The organism is Cupriavidus sp. 96C5-1 (assembly GCF_057798855.1).
Genome location: NZ_JBYOJU010000002.1, coordinates 434,074 through 450,161, shown reverse-complemented (window position 1 = coordinate 450,161; position 16,088 = coordinate 434,074). Strand labels below are relative to the sequence as shown.

Annotated in this window: 11 protein-coding genes; 3 read left to right on the top strand and 8 right to left on the bottom strand. The window is 63.2% G+C overall.

The window, feature by feature from the left end; translation table 11 throughout:
• Positions 1-11: 11 nt before the first annotated feature.
• Both AC3FOF_RS04560 and AC3FOF_RS04555 read right to left on the bottom strand, forming a co-directional pair.
• Entirely contained in the window at positions 12-1,328 is a 1,317-nt protein-coding gene (locus tag AC3FOF_RS04560; RefSeq protein WP_488725896.1) for an SGNH/GDSL hydrolase family protein, read from the bottom strand.
• 60 nt (positions 1,329-1,388) lie between these two features.
• Positions 1,389-2,591, bottom strand: coding sequence for an MFS transporter (locus AC3FOF_RS04555; RefSeq protein WP_276267590.1), 1,203 nt, complete (start codon positions 2,589-2,591; stop codon positions 1,389-1,391).
• 147 nt (positions 2,592-2,738) lie between these two features.
• Between AC3FOF_RS04555 and AC3FOF_RS04550 the strand changes: the two genes are divergently transcribed.
• A complete protein-coding gene (locus AC3FOF_RS04550) occupies positions 2,739-3,641 on the top strand; it encodes a LysR family transcriptional regulator (protein ID WP_488725895.1) in 903 nt (300 codons plus the stop codon).
• A gap of 97 nt (positions 3,642-3,738) precedes the next feature.
• On the opposite strand, the gene AC3FOF_RS04545 is transcribed toward AC3FOF_RS04550, so the two are convergent.
• The 4 genes from AC3FOF_RS04545 to AC3FOF_RS04530 all read right to left on the bottom strand — a co-directional run bounded on the left by AC3FOF_RS04545 (position 3,739) and on the right by AC3FOF_RS04530 (position 9,593).
• Positions 3,739-6,093: an ATP-binding protein gene (locus AC3FOF_RS04545; protein WP_488725894.1), complete on the bottom strand. Its 2,355-nt coding sequence runs from the start codon at positions 6,091-6,093 to the stop codon at positions 3,739-3,741.
• Positions 6,094-6,281: 188 nt separating this feature from the next.
• The gene (locus AC3FOF_RS04540; protein ID WP_488725893.1) at positions 6,282-6,980 is read right to left on the bottom strand and encodes a LuxR C-terminal-related transcriptional regulator; all 699 of its coding nucleotides are present in this window, start codon (positions 6,978-6,980) and stop codon (positions 6,282-6,284) included.
• Positions 6,981-7,535: 555 nt separating this feature from the next.
• Positions 7,536-8,060, bottom strand: coding sequence for a hypothetical protein (locus AC3FOF_RS04535; RefSeq protein WP_488725892.1), 525 nt, complete (start codon positions 8,058-8,060; stop codon positions 7,536-7,538).
• A 996-nt stretch (positions 8,061-9,056) separates the two neighbouring features.
• The gene (locus AC3FOF_RS04530; protein ID WP_488725891.1) at positions 9,057-9,593 is read right to left on the bottom strand and encodes a hypothetical protein; all 537 of its coding nucleotides are present in this window, start codon (positions 9,591-9,593) and stop codon (positions 9,057-9,059) included.
• Between the two features lie 590 nt (positions 9,594-10,183).
• Between AC3FOF_RS04530 and AC3FOF_RS04525 the strand changes: the two genes are divergently transcribed.
• On the top strand, positions 10,184-10,981 hold the full coding sequence (locus AC3FOF_RS04525; RefSeq protein WP_488725890.1) for a response regulator transcription factor: 798 nt from the start codon (positions 10,184-10,186) through the stop codon (positions 10,979-10,981).
• 324 nt (positions 10,982-11,305) lie between these two features.
• Positions 11,306-11,638 carry a DUF2322 family protein gene (locus AC3FOF_RS04520; protein ID WP_017228306.1) on the top strand — a complete coding sequence of 111 codons (333 nt, stop codon included), beginning with the start codon at positions 11,306-11,308 and terminating at the stop codon, positions 11,636-11,638.
• Between the two features lie 243 nt (positions 11,639-11,881).
• On the opposite strand, the gene AC3FOF_RS04515 is transcribed toward AC3FOF_RS04520, so the two are convergent.
• Together AC3FOF_RS04515 and AC3FOF_RS04510 are read right to left on the bottom strand one after the other, a co-directional pair.
• The gene (locus AC3FOF_RS04515) at positions 11,882-12,532 is read right to left on the bottom strand and encodes a response regulator (RefSeq protein ID WP_017228307.1); all 651 of its coding nucleotides are present in this window, start codon (positions 12,530-12,532) and stop codon (positions 11,882-11,884) included.
• A gap of 45 nt (positions 12,533-12,577) precedes the next feature.
• The gene (locus AC3FOF_RS04510) at positions 12,578-15,736 is read right to left on the bottom strand and encodes a hybrid sensor histidine kinase/response regulator (RefSeq protein ID WP_488725924.1); all 3,159 of its coding nucleotides are present in this window, start codon (positions 15,734-15,736) and stop codon (positions 12,578-12,580) included.
• Positions 15,737-16,088 lie beyond the last annotated feature (352 nt).

Genomic DNA, 16,088 nt, shown 5'->3' with positions numbered 1-16,088 from the left:
AACGCACCGGCCTACAGCAAGGCCTCCAGGTCGATCGCCTCGGCCATCGCCCGATAGCCGCGATCTCCCGGGTGCAGGTGGTCGCCCGAGTCATAGGCCGGCAGCAGCCGCGCGGGATGCGCGGGATCGCGCAGCAGCGCATCGAAATCCACCACCGCATCGAAGGCGCCGCTGGTGCGTATCCAGGCATTGACCTGCTGGCGCAGCGCTTCCTTGTCCGTGTTGTAGTAGTTGTCCAGCGGCGTCCCCTCCAGCGCGCCTTCGAACGGCGGCAAGGTCGCGCCGACGATGCGCACACCCCGGCTATGGGCGCGCGCGATCAGCTGGCGATAGCCTGCAATCAGCGCCTGCGCCTGCATGGCGGGTTCCTCCGGCGCAAACAGCGTGCCTGGCCAGCTGATGTCGTTGATGCCCATCAGCAGGATCACCGCCGCCACCCCCGGCTGGGCCAGCACGTCGCGCTCGAAGCGGGCCAGCGCATTGACGCCCATGCGGTCGCGCAGCACCCGCGCGCCGGAGATGCCGGCGTTGAGCACCGCCACGTTGGCGGGCGCGAGCCGCTGGGCGAGAAAGTCCGGCCAGCGGCGGTCGGTTTCCGGCGTCGCGCCGGCGCCGTCGGTGATCGAATCGCCCAGCGCCACCACGGCCCTGGCCGGCGCCGCGGCATCGACCAGGATATGGCTCAGCACGATGCGGGCAGGCGTGATGGCGGGTTCGGCCAGGTGCGTGGAAGCCGTGGCGTTGCCCGCCGCGATATAAGCCGTGCGGCGGCCTTCCCAGTGAAACGTCTCGAGCCGCGCCGGACCGGGCAGGAACAGGCTGACGGCCAGGCTGGCCAGCGGCGGCACCGGCAACTCGACGGCATCGCTAAGCACCGCTGCGCCCGGCGGTATGGTGATCTCCGGCTGGCCGCCGAAGCGCAGGGGGCGATCGGTGCCGGGCACGGTCTGCCCCTGGCTCTCCGCCTTCGCCGACGCGAGCGCAACGCGCGCTTCACCGATATGCAGCGGCTCGGCGCCGTAGGTGTTGGATAACTCCACCCGTACCTTGTCACCTCCCAGGCTGAGACGGACCACCTGGCGGATGGTCCGGCGCTCGACGCTGACCGGGATATTAGTGGGGAAGATGAAGTCAGGCCCCCAGACCGGTTGCGGGCTGGCGCTCCAGCTGCCCACCCAGTTGCCGGCGGCGTCGCCAGCCATGGCCGCGCGCTGGTCCTGCGAGGCGCCCGCGGGCCCCGCTCCGGCGGCCGGCGCGGCGGCGGTCAGCGACAGTGCGGTCAGGGCGACGGTGGGCAGCAGGCGCTGCAGATATTGGCTTGCGGACATGATTGGCTCTCGATGAAGATGAAAGAAGAAGCATGAAAAATGGTTCGGCGGAGCCGCGCATCAGTGCAGCGGCTGCGAAGACAGGCCCGAGCTGCCGCCCGCCTGCCCGCCGTGGGTACTGCCTTCGAGACGGATGGCCAGCCACGCCACCGCCAGGGCCGCTACCGGCACCAGCGCGGCAACCCAGGTCACCGCGCCCAGCCCCGGGCCCCGGGTAATAACCGCCCCGCCCAGCCAGGCACCGATGGCGTTGCCCAGGTTGAAGGCCGCGATATTGAAGCTGGACGCCAGGCTCTGCCCGGCCCCCCGGGCACGCTCCAGCACCCACATCTGCAGCGGCGCCACGGTGGCAAAGGCGGCCACGCCAAGCAGGCCGACGAAGATCACCGCCAGCACCCTGCTATGCAACGCAAAGGTCATCAGGCCCAGCACCACCGCCAGCGCCGCCAGGCTGCCCAGCACGGTGGCCTGCAGGCGGCGGTCCGCCAGCCGGCCGCCAAGCAGGTTGCCCACCACCAGGCCGACGCCGAACACCAGCAGGATGGGCGATACCGCGCTGTCGGCAAACCCGGTGATCTGCGTCAGGATCGGCGCGATATAGGTAAAGACGGCGAACACGCCGGCATAGCCCAGCACCGTGGTCAGCAGCCCCAGCAGCACCGGCCGGCGCATCAGCGCGCGCAGGTCGCGGCGCAGGTCGGGGGCTTCCGGCGCCGCGCGCTCGGCAGGTACCAGCGCGGCAATCACCAGTACCGCCAGCAGGCCCACGGCGGCAACCGCCCAAAAGCTGGCGCGCCAGCCGTAGGCCTGGCCAAGCCAGGTACCGAATGGCACGCCGAGCACGCTGGCCACGGTCAGGCCGGTGAACATCACGGCAATGGCCGAGGCGCGCCGCTGCGGCGGCACCAGCCCAGTGGCCACCACCGAGCCGACGCCGAAGAAGGTGCCGTGCGCCAGCGCGGTCAGTACCCGCGCGGCCATCAGCGTGTGGTAGTCCGGTGCCAGCGCGCAGGCCACGTTGCCGACGGTGAAGATCACCATCAGCACCAGCAGCGCCGTCTTGCGCGGCCAGCGTGCGGTGAGCGCCGTCATGAGCGGTGCACCGGCCACCACGCCGAGCGCGTAGCCGGAGATCAGCAGGCCGGCCGCCGCGATGGAGACCCCGAGATCGGTTCCGACCTCGAGCAGCAGGCCCATGATGATGAATTCGGTGACGCCGATGCCGAAGGCACCGGCGGTGAGGGCAAAAAGGGCTAATGGCATGGGAGACGTGAAGGACAGGTTCCGTGCGATGCGGCGGAAGAGCCGCCGCGGGCGATGCCGGGTGCGCCGCCAGGAGGGAAGTATGGGGATACACCGATTCATGCGGTAGACTGCCTGCACGAACAATATTTATGAATTGAATTCACAATGTCGCGGCTCGACGTCAATCGCTCAGGCGAGATGGAAGTCTTTGTACGGGTCGTGGAACAGGGCGGCTTCTCGGCCGCCGCGCGCGCCTTGCGCATGACGCCTTCGGCTGTCAGCAAGCTGGTGGCCCGGCTGGAGACGCGGCTGGGCGCGCGGCTGGTCAACCGCTCCACCCGGCGCATCGAGCTGACGGCCGAAGGCAGGGCCTTCCACGAGCGCGCCGTGCGCGTGCTGGCAGACCTGGACGACGCCGAGCGCGGCGCCGCCGCCAGCGCCGCGCCGCATGGCCGGGTGCGCATCAACGCCAACGTGCCCTTCGGCGACCACTTCCTGTTGCCGCTGGTGCCGGAATTCCTGGCGCGGTACCCGGATATCCAGCTGGATCTCGTGCTGACCGACGAGGTCATCGACCTGCTGGAAGAACGCACCGATGTGGCCATTCGCGCCGGAGCGTTGAAGAATTCCCGGCTGGTGGCGCGGAAGCTGGGCCAAACCAGCATGGTCATCGTGGGCGCGCCGGCCTACCTGGCGCGTTGCGGCACGCCTCGCGTGCCGGCCGACCTGGCCGGGCATAACTGCCTGAAGCTAGGCTATGCGCGCGCCATCGAAGGCTGGCCGATACTGGTGGATGGCGAGCCCGCCGCGGTGGCGCCCGTCGGCAACGCCTGCGCAAGCAACGGCGACGCGTTGCGGCGCCTGGCCGTCGGCGGGCTCGGCCTGGCAAGGATCGCCCTGTTCCAGGTGCGCGAGGACATTGCCGCCGGACGCCTGGTGCCGGTGCTGGAAGCGTTCAACCCAGGCGACCTGGAAGAAGTGCATGCGGTGTACATCGGCCCGGGCCGCCATCTGCCGGCGCGGGTGCGGACATTGCTGGATTTCCTGGTGGAGAGGGTGCGGATGTAAGGACGCCCGATGTGCCTGGCCGGACTGTCTGCTGCGACGCCTTGCACGGCGACTGGCGCGCAAGCGAGCGGCGCCATCGCGTTCACCTCAAATGCCGTCAACGCGAGTCGAAAGGGCCTGGGCCTGGTCGGCCACTCTGCGCGACGTCATCCTGCGCAAACTGGACTGCGAGACCGATCGCCCTGACGCTATATGCATTCACCCGCCATGTCCCCCCGCTCTTTTCCGGATGGTCCGGCCCGAACGGCGTCGCCAGAACCCGAAGCCCCGCCCAGAAAACCTCGCTGCGCTCCGAGGGCAATGCGTCTATCAATATCTCGCTCCTGTGCTGGCCGCCCTGCGTCGGGGAGTATGGCTGCGCAACAGCCCCCCAATGGCGAAGCCAGGCGCACAGATGCGTGGCAAACTCCCTCACATCCGAGCGCACATGCACCATGCCGGGCCGCAATCGGGGTACTGCCGGATCCGGTGTATCGATGGACAGCGCAAGGGGCAGCGTAACCGAGAAAAGGCTTCCGAGGCCGGGTTCGCTCACAACCTGGATAGCGCCCCCCATCAAATAGGTGAGCCGATGGCAGATCGAAAGGCCCAGTCCCGATCCTGCCGTCGCCTGCCTGCTACCGCTTGCCTGATAGTACGACTCGAAAATATGCGCCTGGCTTGCAACCGCGATGCCAACGCCGGTGTCCGCCACCTGCCACATCAGTTCGACACCGTCCTGCCGCCTTGCCGACAGCCGCGCGCGCAGCACCACCCGGCCCATCTGCGTGAACTTGATGGCGTTGCTCAGGAGGTTGTTCAGGATCTGGCGCACGCGAACCGCGTCGCCAAGGACGCTCCCTGGAATGTCCGCATCGATACAGGCGTAGATCAGCAGGCCCTTGCGCGCCGCACGGGCGGCGTACGAGGAAAGCACATCCTCCGTCAGCTCGAGCGGCGAGAAAGCAGCCGGCTCGAGCATCAGGCTCCCCGCTTCGATTCTCGAGATGTCGAGCGTGTTGTCGACCACCTGCAATAGCGATGCCGAGGATCTTTCGAGTGCCTTGAGATACTCCCTCTGCTGCCCTGATGTCGTGCTCAGGGCGAGAAGTTCCAGCGTACCCAGAATGCCATAAAGCGGTGTGCGAATTTCATGGCTCATGGTAGTCAGGAAGACGGTCTTGGCCTCGTTGGCGGCTTCCGCGCGTCGTATGGCCAGTTGCATGGCCGCTTCCATCTCCTTATGCGCCGTGATGTCATTGAACGCACAGATCACCACATCGTCGCCCTGGTAGCGCGCGGCAGCAAACGATATGTAGACGCTGCGGCCATCATGCAGCGACAGCTCCCTGCCAGCACTCGGATAGCGGCCGGTGGCGAGCGCGGCATCGCGCCAGGACACATCGTGATCGAGCCAGCTTCGAGCAAGTCCGTTGGCCAGCGGCACGTTGCCATCGCGGCGGCGCAGCACGCACAGCGCTACCGGGGCAGCCTCGATGATGGAGCGGCTGAAGGCTTCGCTTTCAATCAGGCGGTTGAACTGCCGCCGCGCGGGCAGCATCAGATGCCGGTTGACATACACGATGCCGGCACCAATGCCGATGACAAGCAACAGGCAGATGCCCAGCGCCGGCTGGATGGCGGGCATGCCGGCTTTAAGCAACGCGCTCGCGCGAATGAAATACACGATACGCCAGCCATCCTCGCCCACCGCCTTGCTGAGGGTGAGGTACTGGGGTATCGGGCCCGGTCCGTACCGGAGAAAGGCATCCTCGCGCGTCGAGCTCGCCAGATCCCGCCTTAGCTCGGCATCTTCCCGGCTTTCAAGAACGACGTTGTCCTGACGGTCCAGCAGCATATAGCCGAGACCGGCACTGGAAAGCAGCAGACCCGGCTCGACATTGTCCAGCGCCAGCCCAAGCCAGCCGGCTGCCTTCTCGCCGGGATCGACCCGGCCAAACATATAAAGCCGGTTATGCATGCCATCGCTGATCCAGACAACGGACCCGGCGTTATCCCCGTGGGCATCGCGCGCCGTCAACGTGTCCGTCACCTCTCGCGAGATCGCCGCCCTGATTCCGCTGCGATCATTCTCCAGCCCGGCCTGGGTGAACTGCGCGGGCGTCCAATAGACCAGATGGGCGCCTGACCGCGCGATTGCATCCCTGTCCCGTTCGGTGACGTACAGGGCCCAGCCCTTGCCCAGCTGCCTGTCGAGCGCGAGCGGGATCCCTTCGATGCGGTGTGCCGCGCTCGATGGCAACGGGACCGCTTCCCCCTTGCCTTCGGAAATGGAATCGATCAGCGATTTCAGCAGCGAACTCCGTCGTGCGAAAAATGTCTGCGCGTTATATGCCGCGGCATTCATTTGGCGCCGATAGGCTGAAATGCTCTTGTCGAACTCCGACTGCAGGTACAGCACGGCTACCATGCCCGCACACAGCAGCAGCGCCACAACCAGAAGATATAGCATCACGACGGCTACGCGCGGCGGCGAAATGTTGACGCCACGGCGCCTTGCGCGAAGTCGATGGAAATGCATTATTAAATAATGCGGGCGATCGGTCTATTTTCATATCAGACGATTCTGGATATTTGGCCACGTCGGCGCCATGCATTGGCGCCCGCCTCATTCAGCCATCCATTCGGCCGCCCGCGCCACTATCCCTGCCTGGAATCGGCCTCCTCCATCACGGCGCTATCCTCGTTGGCGGGAAGGAACCGGAATGCGAGCGCGTACTCATACAGTTCGCGGTCGTTTGCCAGGCCCAGCTTCTTCATGCCCGCAATACGCTGCGTGCTCACGGTCTTGACGCTGCGGCCCAACGCCGAGGCAATCTCGCCCACCGTCATGCCTCGCGTATAGCGGCGGAGCACCTCGGTCTCTCGCGGCGAAATGCAATCGCTGGCAAAGGCGTCGATCTGCTCGTCCACCGCCCGCGAATACGACATCAGGCGGCGCACCGATGCCGCGATATACAAGCGCCCCCGCGCGACGGCTTGAACGGCGCTTGCGATATCCAGGTCCGAGTCGCCTCTCATCAGCAAGCCATGGGCGCCCGAGACAATCATGGCGCGCAGGACAAGCGGGCTGCAGAACGTCGTGATGAAGACAACGCGCACGTGTGGACAGACACCATGCAGACGGTCCAGCAATGCGATGCCATCTCCAGGCTGCCTACCAGCCAGGTGAAAGGCGCAAAGCAGGACATCGATTTTGTTTCGGCCCAGCAATTCCATCAATTCGGTGGAACGCCTGGGTACGTCAACGATCTCGACATTGTCCATCAGCGCCAACACCCGGCGCATCCTTGCCAGCGACGTGGAATGGTCATCCGCAAGGAGAACTCTGATTGGCACGACTATGCCCTCCGCTCAACGAATCTGTGCATTATCGAATCGACGCCCTATCGACCGCACCCCACGCGGCGCTCCACTCCGTGCAACTGCCATCGGAATCGGACCGCGGCCTGCGCGCTCCCATGCGCCGTGCCGACGGCCCTGTCGTCGGGCCGGGAATGGCCATTGCTGCGATTCCGGGATCAGAGGCGAGGACGGTTCCCGGTGGAATCCGAGCCGAGGCGGCGCCAATACCGGCTGTAAAGCCCTTCCGATCGTCCGGCTCCGTGGGGCACACGACGATGCATCCGCCGCAGGATTGCGGACAGCACGCGCACCAGCACATCTTCGCCAGAATCAAGCGATCGCGGAATAGGATAATTCTTGTTTTCAGGCAAACGAATGCAAGCGTTGTCCAATGGCACCTGAGCCTGTCGCGGGAGTGCCTGCACTGGCATCGCGAGATTCCCAAGGCGCGGCGCGCGCATGCTCGCAGGCAACGTGTCGGCACGGCACGCGCCGTTGCGTCGCTCAACGCCCTCCGTCCCTGAAGTATCGGATCAGGCAGGGGTACCCTTATCCCGCATGGCTCTGAAAGCTGGAAACTTTCCATTCATTGGACTGCGTGCGTCGAACCGTAACATTGAAAGGACAATTACCGTCGAACTCGATCGTGATCGGCGACATCTCAACCTCTTGGCCCATTAACCAGCGGCGCAACCGGTTGCCGTTGGATTGAAAAGGAAACGTCGATAGGATTCGTCCCTCCTGCACTTGGCATAAGTTACGGCGCGAAATGTCTGCCAACTCAGATACCGTGCGCCCCGTGTATGGGTTTTTCATCGTGAGTCCATGGGCTTGGGCAAACTGTCCCGCTTTCAGATAGGCCACAAATGCTTGGGCAACTTGAACAGGTTCTGACGCTCTGTGCTGCGCTTTAAGCCACCACCATGCGCCAGCCATTGCGCAAGCAATGGCAAGAGTCATCACCGCAGTTCCAGGAGCAAGTTTGCTCAGATGCTTCCGTGCCATCGGCGTGGCCTCCATCCAGTACATGTTGTAAACAATCCGCTCGTTCCGCTTGCCTCCAAGTACCTCCATTGAACCGCTCCCGGGTTTCCCAGGACATTGCCGCTTGGCTCAAGCAGCCGCGGTGATTGAACCAGTCGGCCCATTGGAGGCAAGCCTCGTCCGGCTTGTGTGTCATGGCACGTGCTAAAACAATCCGGAGATAGTCTCCGGACGGTCCTCGTACGAGGACGGCCGGTTGCTGAGGCTGTAGAGGTAAGACCGATTGGCCATGAGAACTCCTTGGTATCGCGCACCGGGCAAGAGCGAAGCCGGGTTGATTTCCTATGTAATGGCGTGTCCGACGCTTTGCTGGCAGTCGACTCGTTCATCGAACTTCTCGCTGGAAGTCAACTGGAAGGGACTGCCCTGCCTGATGTGAGCTGGCCCGTCATCCTGCACATGGCAATGCGGGTTGCACTATCAGTACGCGATAGCCCCACGGATCGGTACCGACCCTGCATGGCGGCTTGGGCAATGCCTGCTCGATGCGCCGCATCAACGATCCGCGCGACAGGTCCAACCCATCCGGATACCAGTCCTCTCGCATGCCTGACAGCACCCTGTCACGATCTTCGGGCTTTACGGCCTCCAGGCGAGCTTCGTCCTCTCGCCGACGGGCGGCTTTTTCATCCTTGAACCTCAACAGTTCCCCCCTTGACCTTTTCCAGGGTCTTCCAGGCATCGAGGTCATGAGAATTCGCATCCCTTTGGTTGGCTCCCGCCACGACCAGCGCGCGAACATAATCCACTATCTCGTCATCCTCGAACTTGAATCCCCGGCCTGTTTCCCGCTGCCGTGTGTGCGTCTACGCCAATGCTAGCGCCGGCATAGACACTGCTCGGGAATTTCCAGGGCAAACTGAATTTATCGACAGCCTTTGAGCCTGTTCAGTCATCGCAAAAGTGCACACGCCCAGTACAACGCATCGCAAGCCATGTTTGTTCATGCGTGTCGCAATACCCCGAGCACGTCGTACAGGGGCGCTTTCCAATCGAACGAAATGGGATCGTGCATGGAGGCAACGCTCACGAGGTGAGCAGCTTTTCAACATGTTCTTTCGCTTGCTGCGCATCCATCGCCTCGCGCACGTCGATGTCCATATCGAATGGCTTGAGGCATTGGCTGAGCTGTTCGAGCAGCGTCTCGTCGTCCTTCACGCAGAGAATGTACGCATTCTCGAAGGGAAGCAGATCCACCAGTCGCAAACCATGATCCCGAAGGAAGCCGTTGATATATTCCAAGTACGGCATCTCATACGGCAGCGTATAGGTGAGCTCCGGGTCCACTTCTTCCCAGTCGATGTGCTCTACCAGCCCAACGACGAAAGTACTGTCATACGCGGAGAAGTCGATCCCGGAAAGCGGGCGTAGCGCCGGTAGTTCTCCGAAGTACTCTTTCCACTCCTCATAGACCAGCAGCCCTTGCTGCTCAAGGTGGTCAGCCAGCCATCCCAGGATCTCCCCCTGGTCGGCGCTTGCCGGCGCGCCGGCAAGCAGCGGCTTCGAATCGAGTTGCGGTATGCAAAGCGCGAGCGTGTCGATTAATTTCACGATGTGGTTCATATCACTCCTCATACGTAGGAACCCAAGGATGGGACGTCAGGCGTGAGCGCTGCCGCCCGAGCCGCTGGCGATCAGGCGCGCCCCGCAGGCAGTCCACCTGCCGGCCAGCGCCACCGGCACGCCTTCCACGCCGGAGGTGCCGCCCCGCCGACAATCACTATGACCGATAGTCTCATTTGATCTGCCGGGCCGTCTATCAGACTAATCTGAATTCTTCGGCGGCCGCACCGCGCTCCGGGACGTGAAGGGAGGTACCTGGAAATCGGCGCCGGCGCTCCGCTTCGGCGATGCTCGATGCCCCATTCCGACGATACGCCCGGGGAGCCGCTGACGCTGATGGCACCGCTGGCATTCGGCGAGCACCGCCCCAATCAGGGATAACTTCTACCGACAGCCATCACCCTCCTCATTCCCCCCAATTAAAAACAACGAACCAATTTTAAATATTGTATTTTCATTTACACAATGATTCATCAAATCATCTAAACAAATCTTCAAGACTTATCTGGTAGACGCAGAAAGGCAGGTGCACCATGCTTCCCGCATCGGCAATTGCCGCCGTATCCGTCAGTCCTTCCATCTGTTGCCGCATGAATGCCTCACTGAATATCGCGCTGCTGACAGGGCAAGCCGCCCGGGTGCAGGTCCTGCGCGAAATGTTGTTGTCCGCGGGATTCAACTGCCGCATCTTCGACGCCGGGCGCGAGCTGATCCGCGATGTCGGTCGCGCGAGCTATGACCTCCTGCTGATCGATCGCACGCACACTGACATGCCGTCAATCGACATCGTCCGGATGGTGCGCTGGGCATGGGATATGCCCATCATGGTGCTGGCCGATGCCGGAGGCGAAGATGAGCTCGTCGAGGCCCTGGAAGCCGGCGCCGACGACTACATCACCAAGCCGGTCAACTTCCGCGAGCTGCAGGCACGGATCCTGGCCTTGAGCCGGCGCGTTGCGTGCGGCCGCTTCAGGAAGGGACTGGTGATCGAGGCAGGGCCTTACGAGATAGACTGTGTCACCCGCCATGCGATCCTGCGCGGCAAGCGTATTCCTCTGACCCCCAAGGAGTTCCGCCTGACCGTACTGCTGTTCTCGAACGCGGGCCGTGCGGTGTCCATCGCCGATATCGAGAGCGCCGTCTGGGGACATGAATTGCAACCGTTGTCGCGCGCACTGGCTGGCCTGGTATCGCGCATGCGCCGGACGCTGGCCCTCGGCACCGCGAACGGCGTGCTGGTCTCGGTGATCTACTCGCACGGCTACCGGCTGGACGTGCTCGGGGAGCACCGGAAACCAGGCGCATTGCCGACGCCCTCGCCGAAACGCATACGGCCCTCCGCGGTCTCGGGCGATCTTGCAGTTGCCGGCATCAGCAATCCCGACTGATGTTGATCCCGACTGATGTTGATCCCGATTCGTTGATCCCGATTCGTTGATCCCGATTCCGGCTTGAGCCTGACCCATCCTGCCCGGACATTCACCTACCCAAGCGGCCTTTGCGGGCAGCCTGGGTATTTTTTTGGGCTCGTCACCGGCGTCCATGGTGGCGATTGTGGCGTCCGTCAGGTCCACCGGGCCAGGCGCAATCGCGGCACGAGTAGACGCGTCGCCTTCCGGCAACGCATTGCCGGCGCGCTCGCCGGCGTCCAGCACCGGATCGGATAAGATACGGCCCGCCAAGCAATTTTCCGAAAGAACGGAGTGTCTTAAGTGATTCAAACGAGCAACGTATTCAACGATAACCTCGCGCAACTGCCTGCTATCGACGGTATCGATCGCATCGATCTGGTCGATGGCAAAGGCGCCGTGGTAGCAAGCATCGAGAACAAGCCGGGCAAGCAGGGCTCCCTGGCGGTGTACTTCTATCTCCAGCAAGCATTCGGCACGCTGGACGCCAATGCGGCCGAGCACGGTCTCGCGGTGTTCGCAGAGCATACGGTCGACGCGCGCAACCGTCCGGGTGCGCACCCGAACGTCGACCGCCTGCTCGCGATCGCGGCCGGTGGGGAAGCACTGCGGATAGACGTCGTCGCCACAGCCTGAACCGCATTCCGCCCATGCACGCCTCTTCGGCAAGTTCGGCGGATCGGAGCGACTCCTGCGCCACCGGGACGAGATGACGGCGTTTGCGAATTTCGCGTCGTCGAAGTTGAACGGCTAGCGGTCTTCCGGCAAGACAAGCCGAGAGGACCACGCTCGGCTGACATGTTACCTTCGCTCTCCCCGCAGATCGGCGAAGAACTTCATTCCTGCCAAGACCGGCGGGAGCCCCCCACTGGCGCCCTGCTACTGGAAGAGTTCGGTGGCAATGCAGAAGGCAACGAGCTGCTGGTCAGTTGTGACACCGAGCTTCTGCATTGCCGAGACCTTGTGGCCGCTAACGGTCTTGATACTGCGATTGAAGCGCTTGGCGATATCCTGAACCGATTCGCCGCCAACGAAATGGCGAAGCACTTCATATTCCCTTGGCGACAACGTCGTGAGTCGTTCGCCAATGGATTCCGCGCCCGCACTCTCGCGCAGAGACTCCCGGAAGGAGGCCGGCGTGTATTTTCGGCTACTCCGGATCGCGACCAGGGCGGCGAGGATGTCGTTGTGCGAGTCGCCCTTGAACACCACGCCGTGCACGCCCGCATCGTACAAGGCGGATACGATGATCGGGTTGGTGAGCATGGTGAGCACCAGCAGCTTTACGCCGGGAAACGTTCTGATCAGGTATTCAACAAGCTTGAGGCCGTCGCCGAACGTCTGATCGCCGGGCATGGCATAGTCGGTGACGATGATATCCGGTTGGGCAGCGGGAATCTTGGCGATCAGGTCCGATGGACCCGAGGCGGAGCCAACCACCTCGAAATGCCGATCCTGTTCAATGACTTCGCGTATGCCCATGAGCACCAGGGGATGATCGTCCGCTAAGATGATTTTGGTTTTTTTCATGGAGTTCGAAAATCGGGTAAAGAGAAGTCGCCGCTTGGTTGATTATCAAAATCCAGCAAGAATAGCCTCGATCTGCGAGGCAACCAGCGCTATGCCTGCCTTCTGTCTTTGTTGAAGGCCCTCGCCGCGAATACCTTCTTCCAGGGCTTCGCAGCATTTCACCAGCCTGAACAATTTTACGGTAGCCAATGCGCCGCGGATACGATGCAATGTATCGAGCGCACCGGCGGCGGACGAATTCGCTATCGCCCGATGGAGCGCCGCGAGATCTCCGCGCATGGTCTCGGAAAACACGCTGCGGAACCTTAGCGGCACGATCTCGGCCTCGTCAGCACTGGCCGGAGACGCCGGGACGGCTTCCACCGTTTGCCGGATGGACGCTGGCGGGAGATTGAGATGGGACCGGAGCGCCCCCAGGTCGAATGGCTTGACCAGCCAGGACGTCATGCCCGCATCCATGCAGCGCTGCTCCTCTTCGCGCATCGCATTGGCGGTGATCCCGATAATGGGGCCGTCATAGCCTTGCTGCCTCAGCGCTTCGGCAAACTCGTAGCCATTTGCCCTGGGCATGTTGACGTCGGTGATCACGACATCGAACAGGTCGGGGTGCCATCGGGCCAGCGCGTCCACGCCGTCGCATGCAAGAACGACGTTGCAGCCGATCTGTTCGAGCTGCTCCCTCAGGATGGTACCGTTGATCGGGTTGTCCTCGGCCACCAGGACCCGAAGATGCATGCCATTGGCGAGCAGTTGGGCAGCCCCCCCATCCGACGCCGGCACACCCGCCCCGGCCTGGGCGATGGCGCGCCCGATTGCACGCATGCTGTGCGCATTCAGGTGGCCATGCTCCCCGAATGTGGCCGCGTCGGCCACGACAGGCTGGTTCGTGGCAAACAGGTAATTACCGTTCCAGCCCTCGGGAACCGGGTAGGAGACAAGCATGTCCACCAGGGTCGCATGGCGCGCCGTATCGCCGGGGAGATCGTCCTCCGTGCGGATGGATGCACCCCAGCGCTTCAGCCATGCGCACACATTGTCGGTCAGTTCCTTGCTGGGGGATCGCACATGGACGGGCTCCCCTGTCAGCACGAGCGCTGGCGACGGCATCTGCGCCAGGGCGCTCGACAGCGGCAGCACCAGCGAAAAGCTGCTTCCCAGGCCAGGATCGCTGACCACGCGGATGTCCCCGTGCATCTGCTTTGCCAGCCGCATGCAGATGGACAAACCCAATCCGGCGCCGCTTACCGTATGCATCTTGCTGTTTATCTGATAGAACGGCGCAAAGAGTTCCGCCTGACGTTCCCGCGCTATCCCGACCCCTGTGTCCACCACCTGGAACAGGAGCATCGTATCTTCGCGATCAGCCGTCACTTGCCGGACACGAAGAATCACGTGACCGGATTCGGTGAATTTGATGGCGTTGCTCAGGAGATTGTTCAGTATCTGCTGAATCCGCATTGTATCGCCGCGCAGGTGTTCAGGCAGATCGGGCGCCACGCAGGCGTACAGCAGCAAGCCTTTTTGCTCGGCGCTCGCGGCGTAGCGGCTGACTGTCGCCGCCACCAGCGACAGCAGGCAGAAATCGTCCGACTCGACCGACAGCTGACGCGCTTCGATCTTGGCGATATCCAGCACGTCGCTGATGATCTGCATCAGGACTTCCGACGAATTCCGGATAGTCTGCACGTACTGCCGTTGCGCGGTACCGAGGCTGGTGAGATCGAGCAACTCCAGCGCACCCATGACGCCATATAACGGTGTCCGGATTTCGTGGCTCATCGTGGCCAGGAAGGCGGTCTTGGCTTCGTTCGCATTGGCTGCGTCCTGCTTTCGCTTGATCAGGGACCGCTCGATTTCCTTGCGCGCGCTGATATCGGCGAACGCGCACAGGACTACGGTGCTTCCATCGTAGCGGGTTGGCGCGAAAGTCAGGGAGAGCGGCCTGCTGCCATTGCCCCGGATTTCCTCGATAGCCCCGGGCAGGGTTGCTGCAAGCACCTGCGTGAGCTGGGCGGGACTATCGAGCACGGACTGCAGGCTCTGGGACGCATCCAGGCCCAGCCATTGCCTGGCCAGGTGGTTGCCGAACAGCGTCGTGCCGTCCGCGCGATTGCAGACGCACAGCGCCACGGGCGCGGTTTCGACGAGGGCACGGCTGAATGATTCGCTCTCCTCCAGCCTGTCGTGCAAACGGCGCGCCGGCACCACCACGCGCCGGTGGTACCAGCGAAAAAAGGACAAGCCACCGCTCAGCCCGAGTAGCGCCAGCAGTGCCAGGGTGACAGGCAGGCCCTTGTTATGGCGGAAGAGGGTCGGATAGCCGATGCGGTATAGCGCCAGCCACGAGCCACTCGGATCACGGAGCCGGAAGTACAGGCCGTCGGCGGCATAGGTGACGCCATCCGCCTTCGATGCGGGCGTCGGCGTCTTGCCCACCATGGTGATGCGTGCCTTGTCTTCCAGCCAGAAATCGTCGTAGTTGGGCGCTTTAGGAAAACTCCCAATATTGGCGACCCTATCCGGGCTTAGCAACGCGACAGCGTAGAGGCTGCCGTTCGGGAAGACCGGCGCTCGCGGCATCGTCGCCGATGCGTCGATCGGCAGGACGGCCAGCATCTTGCCCTGGCCTCCGTCCGACGGATCTGCGCGAAGCCACCTGAGCGCTCCCGACGCAGCATCGCGCCCGCCCGAGGGCGTGCCGGCATGCTGCGCGACCATCGAGAACACCATGCCGTACGCGTCGCGGGAAATCGGCCGGCTCTCCTGAACCGCGCTGAACGCCTGCATGCCGGCGCTGGCATCGGCATGCGCCGCAACCAGGAAGACATCCGCCGGAGGGTAGCGGGATACGGCCCAGTACGCGCTGTAGTAGTCGGAGAAAATGGAACCCAGGCGGAGCACGGCCCGGTCTTGCAGAGGACAGCCCGTCGCGCTCCCGCAGGCAACGCTGAACATGGCCGACGAGCGCGGTACGCGCGCCTCGAACAGCATCACGCCGGGACGCTCGCTCGAATCGATGCGCCGCAGCTTTACATCGCCGGAGTCGTCGTCGGGGTGCAGGCCCTGGACTCGCGCGCGCAGGCGCATCAGGAAAGCTTCCTGTTCCCTGATATCGCCAGTGATTTCGGAAAAGTGGATGGCGATCAGTTCTTCCTGGTCTTCAACGATGCGGAGCATGCCCCAGCAAAGGGTGCCGGCCAGCATCAGCGCCAATGGAATGACGCCGAACAGCGCGAGACTCAGTTGCCTCTGCGCGCGGGCAAGGCGGCGGATCGGACTGCTTTCCATGAGCGCTGCAGGTAGTGGTAGGCATTCGTGTCTGCAATGGAGACCGGGCGAATGATGGAATTCCTTACAGCGCCGCCACGCTGCCGCCCTGCCTGGCCGACATCGCGCGCACGCCAAAGGAGAGAGATGGCCCACTCCACCCTGCGTAATACAAAGGGGTCACTGACGTGTCACTGGAAATAGGGCATCTTAATGTGTACACCAGATCCGATCATAGCTCAATAGCCCCGGATCAGATCGCGCCCCTGGTGGGAACGAGAGCCAGGCA

Bases quoted from the DNA above. Each gene is read 5' to 3' on its own strand.
- AC3FOF_RS04550 (WP_488725895.1), top strand. From the start codon at position 2,739: ATGTCGCGGCTCGACGTCAATCGCTCAGGCGAGATGGAAGTCTTTGTA.
- AC3FOF_RS04545 (WP_488725894.1), bottom strand. From the start codon at position 6,093: ATGCTATATCTTCTGGTTGTGGCGCTGCTGCTGTGTGCGGGCATGGTA.
- AC3FOF_RS04560 (WP_488725896.1), bottom strand. From the start codon at position 1,328: ATGTCCGCAAGCCAATATCTGCAGCGCCTGCTGCCCACCGTCGCCCTG.
- AC3FOF_RS04510 (WP_488725924.1), bottom strand. From the start codon at position 15,736: ATGCTGGCCGGCACCCTTTGCTGGGGCATGCTCCGCATCGTTGAAGAC.
- AC3FOF_RS04530 (WP_488725891.1), bottom strand. From the start codon at position 9,593: ATGAACCACATCGTGAAATTAATCGACACGCTCGCGCTTTGCATACCG.
- AC3FOF_RS04525 (WP_488725890.1), top strand. From the start codon at position 10,184: ATGAATGCCTCACTGAATATCGCGCTGCTGACAGGGCAAGCCGCCCGG.
- AC3FOF_RS04515 (WP_017228307.1), bottom strand. From the start codon at position 12,532: ATGAAAAAAACCAAAATCATCTTAGCGGACGATCATCCCCTGGTGCTC.
- AC3FOF_RS04555 (WP_276267590.1), bottom strand. From the start codon at position 2,591: ATGCCATTAGCCCTTTTTGCCCTCACCGCCGGTGCCTTCGGCATCGGC.
- AC3FOF_RS04535 (WP_488725892.1), bottom strand. From the start codon at position 8,060: ATGGAGGTACTTGGAGGCAAGCGGAACGAGCGGATTGTTTACAACATG.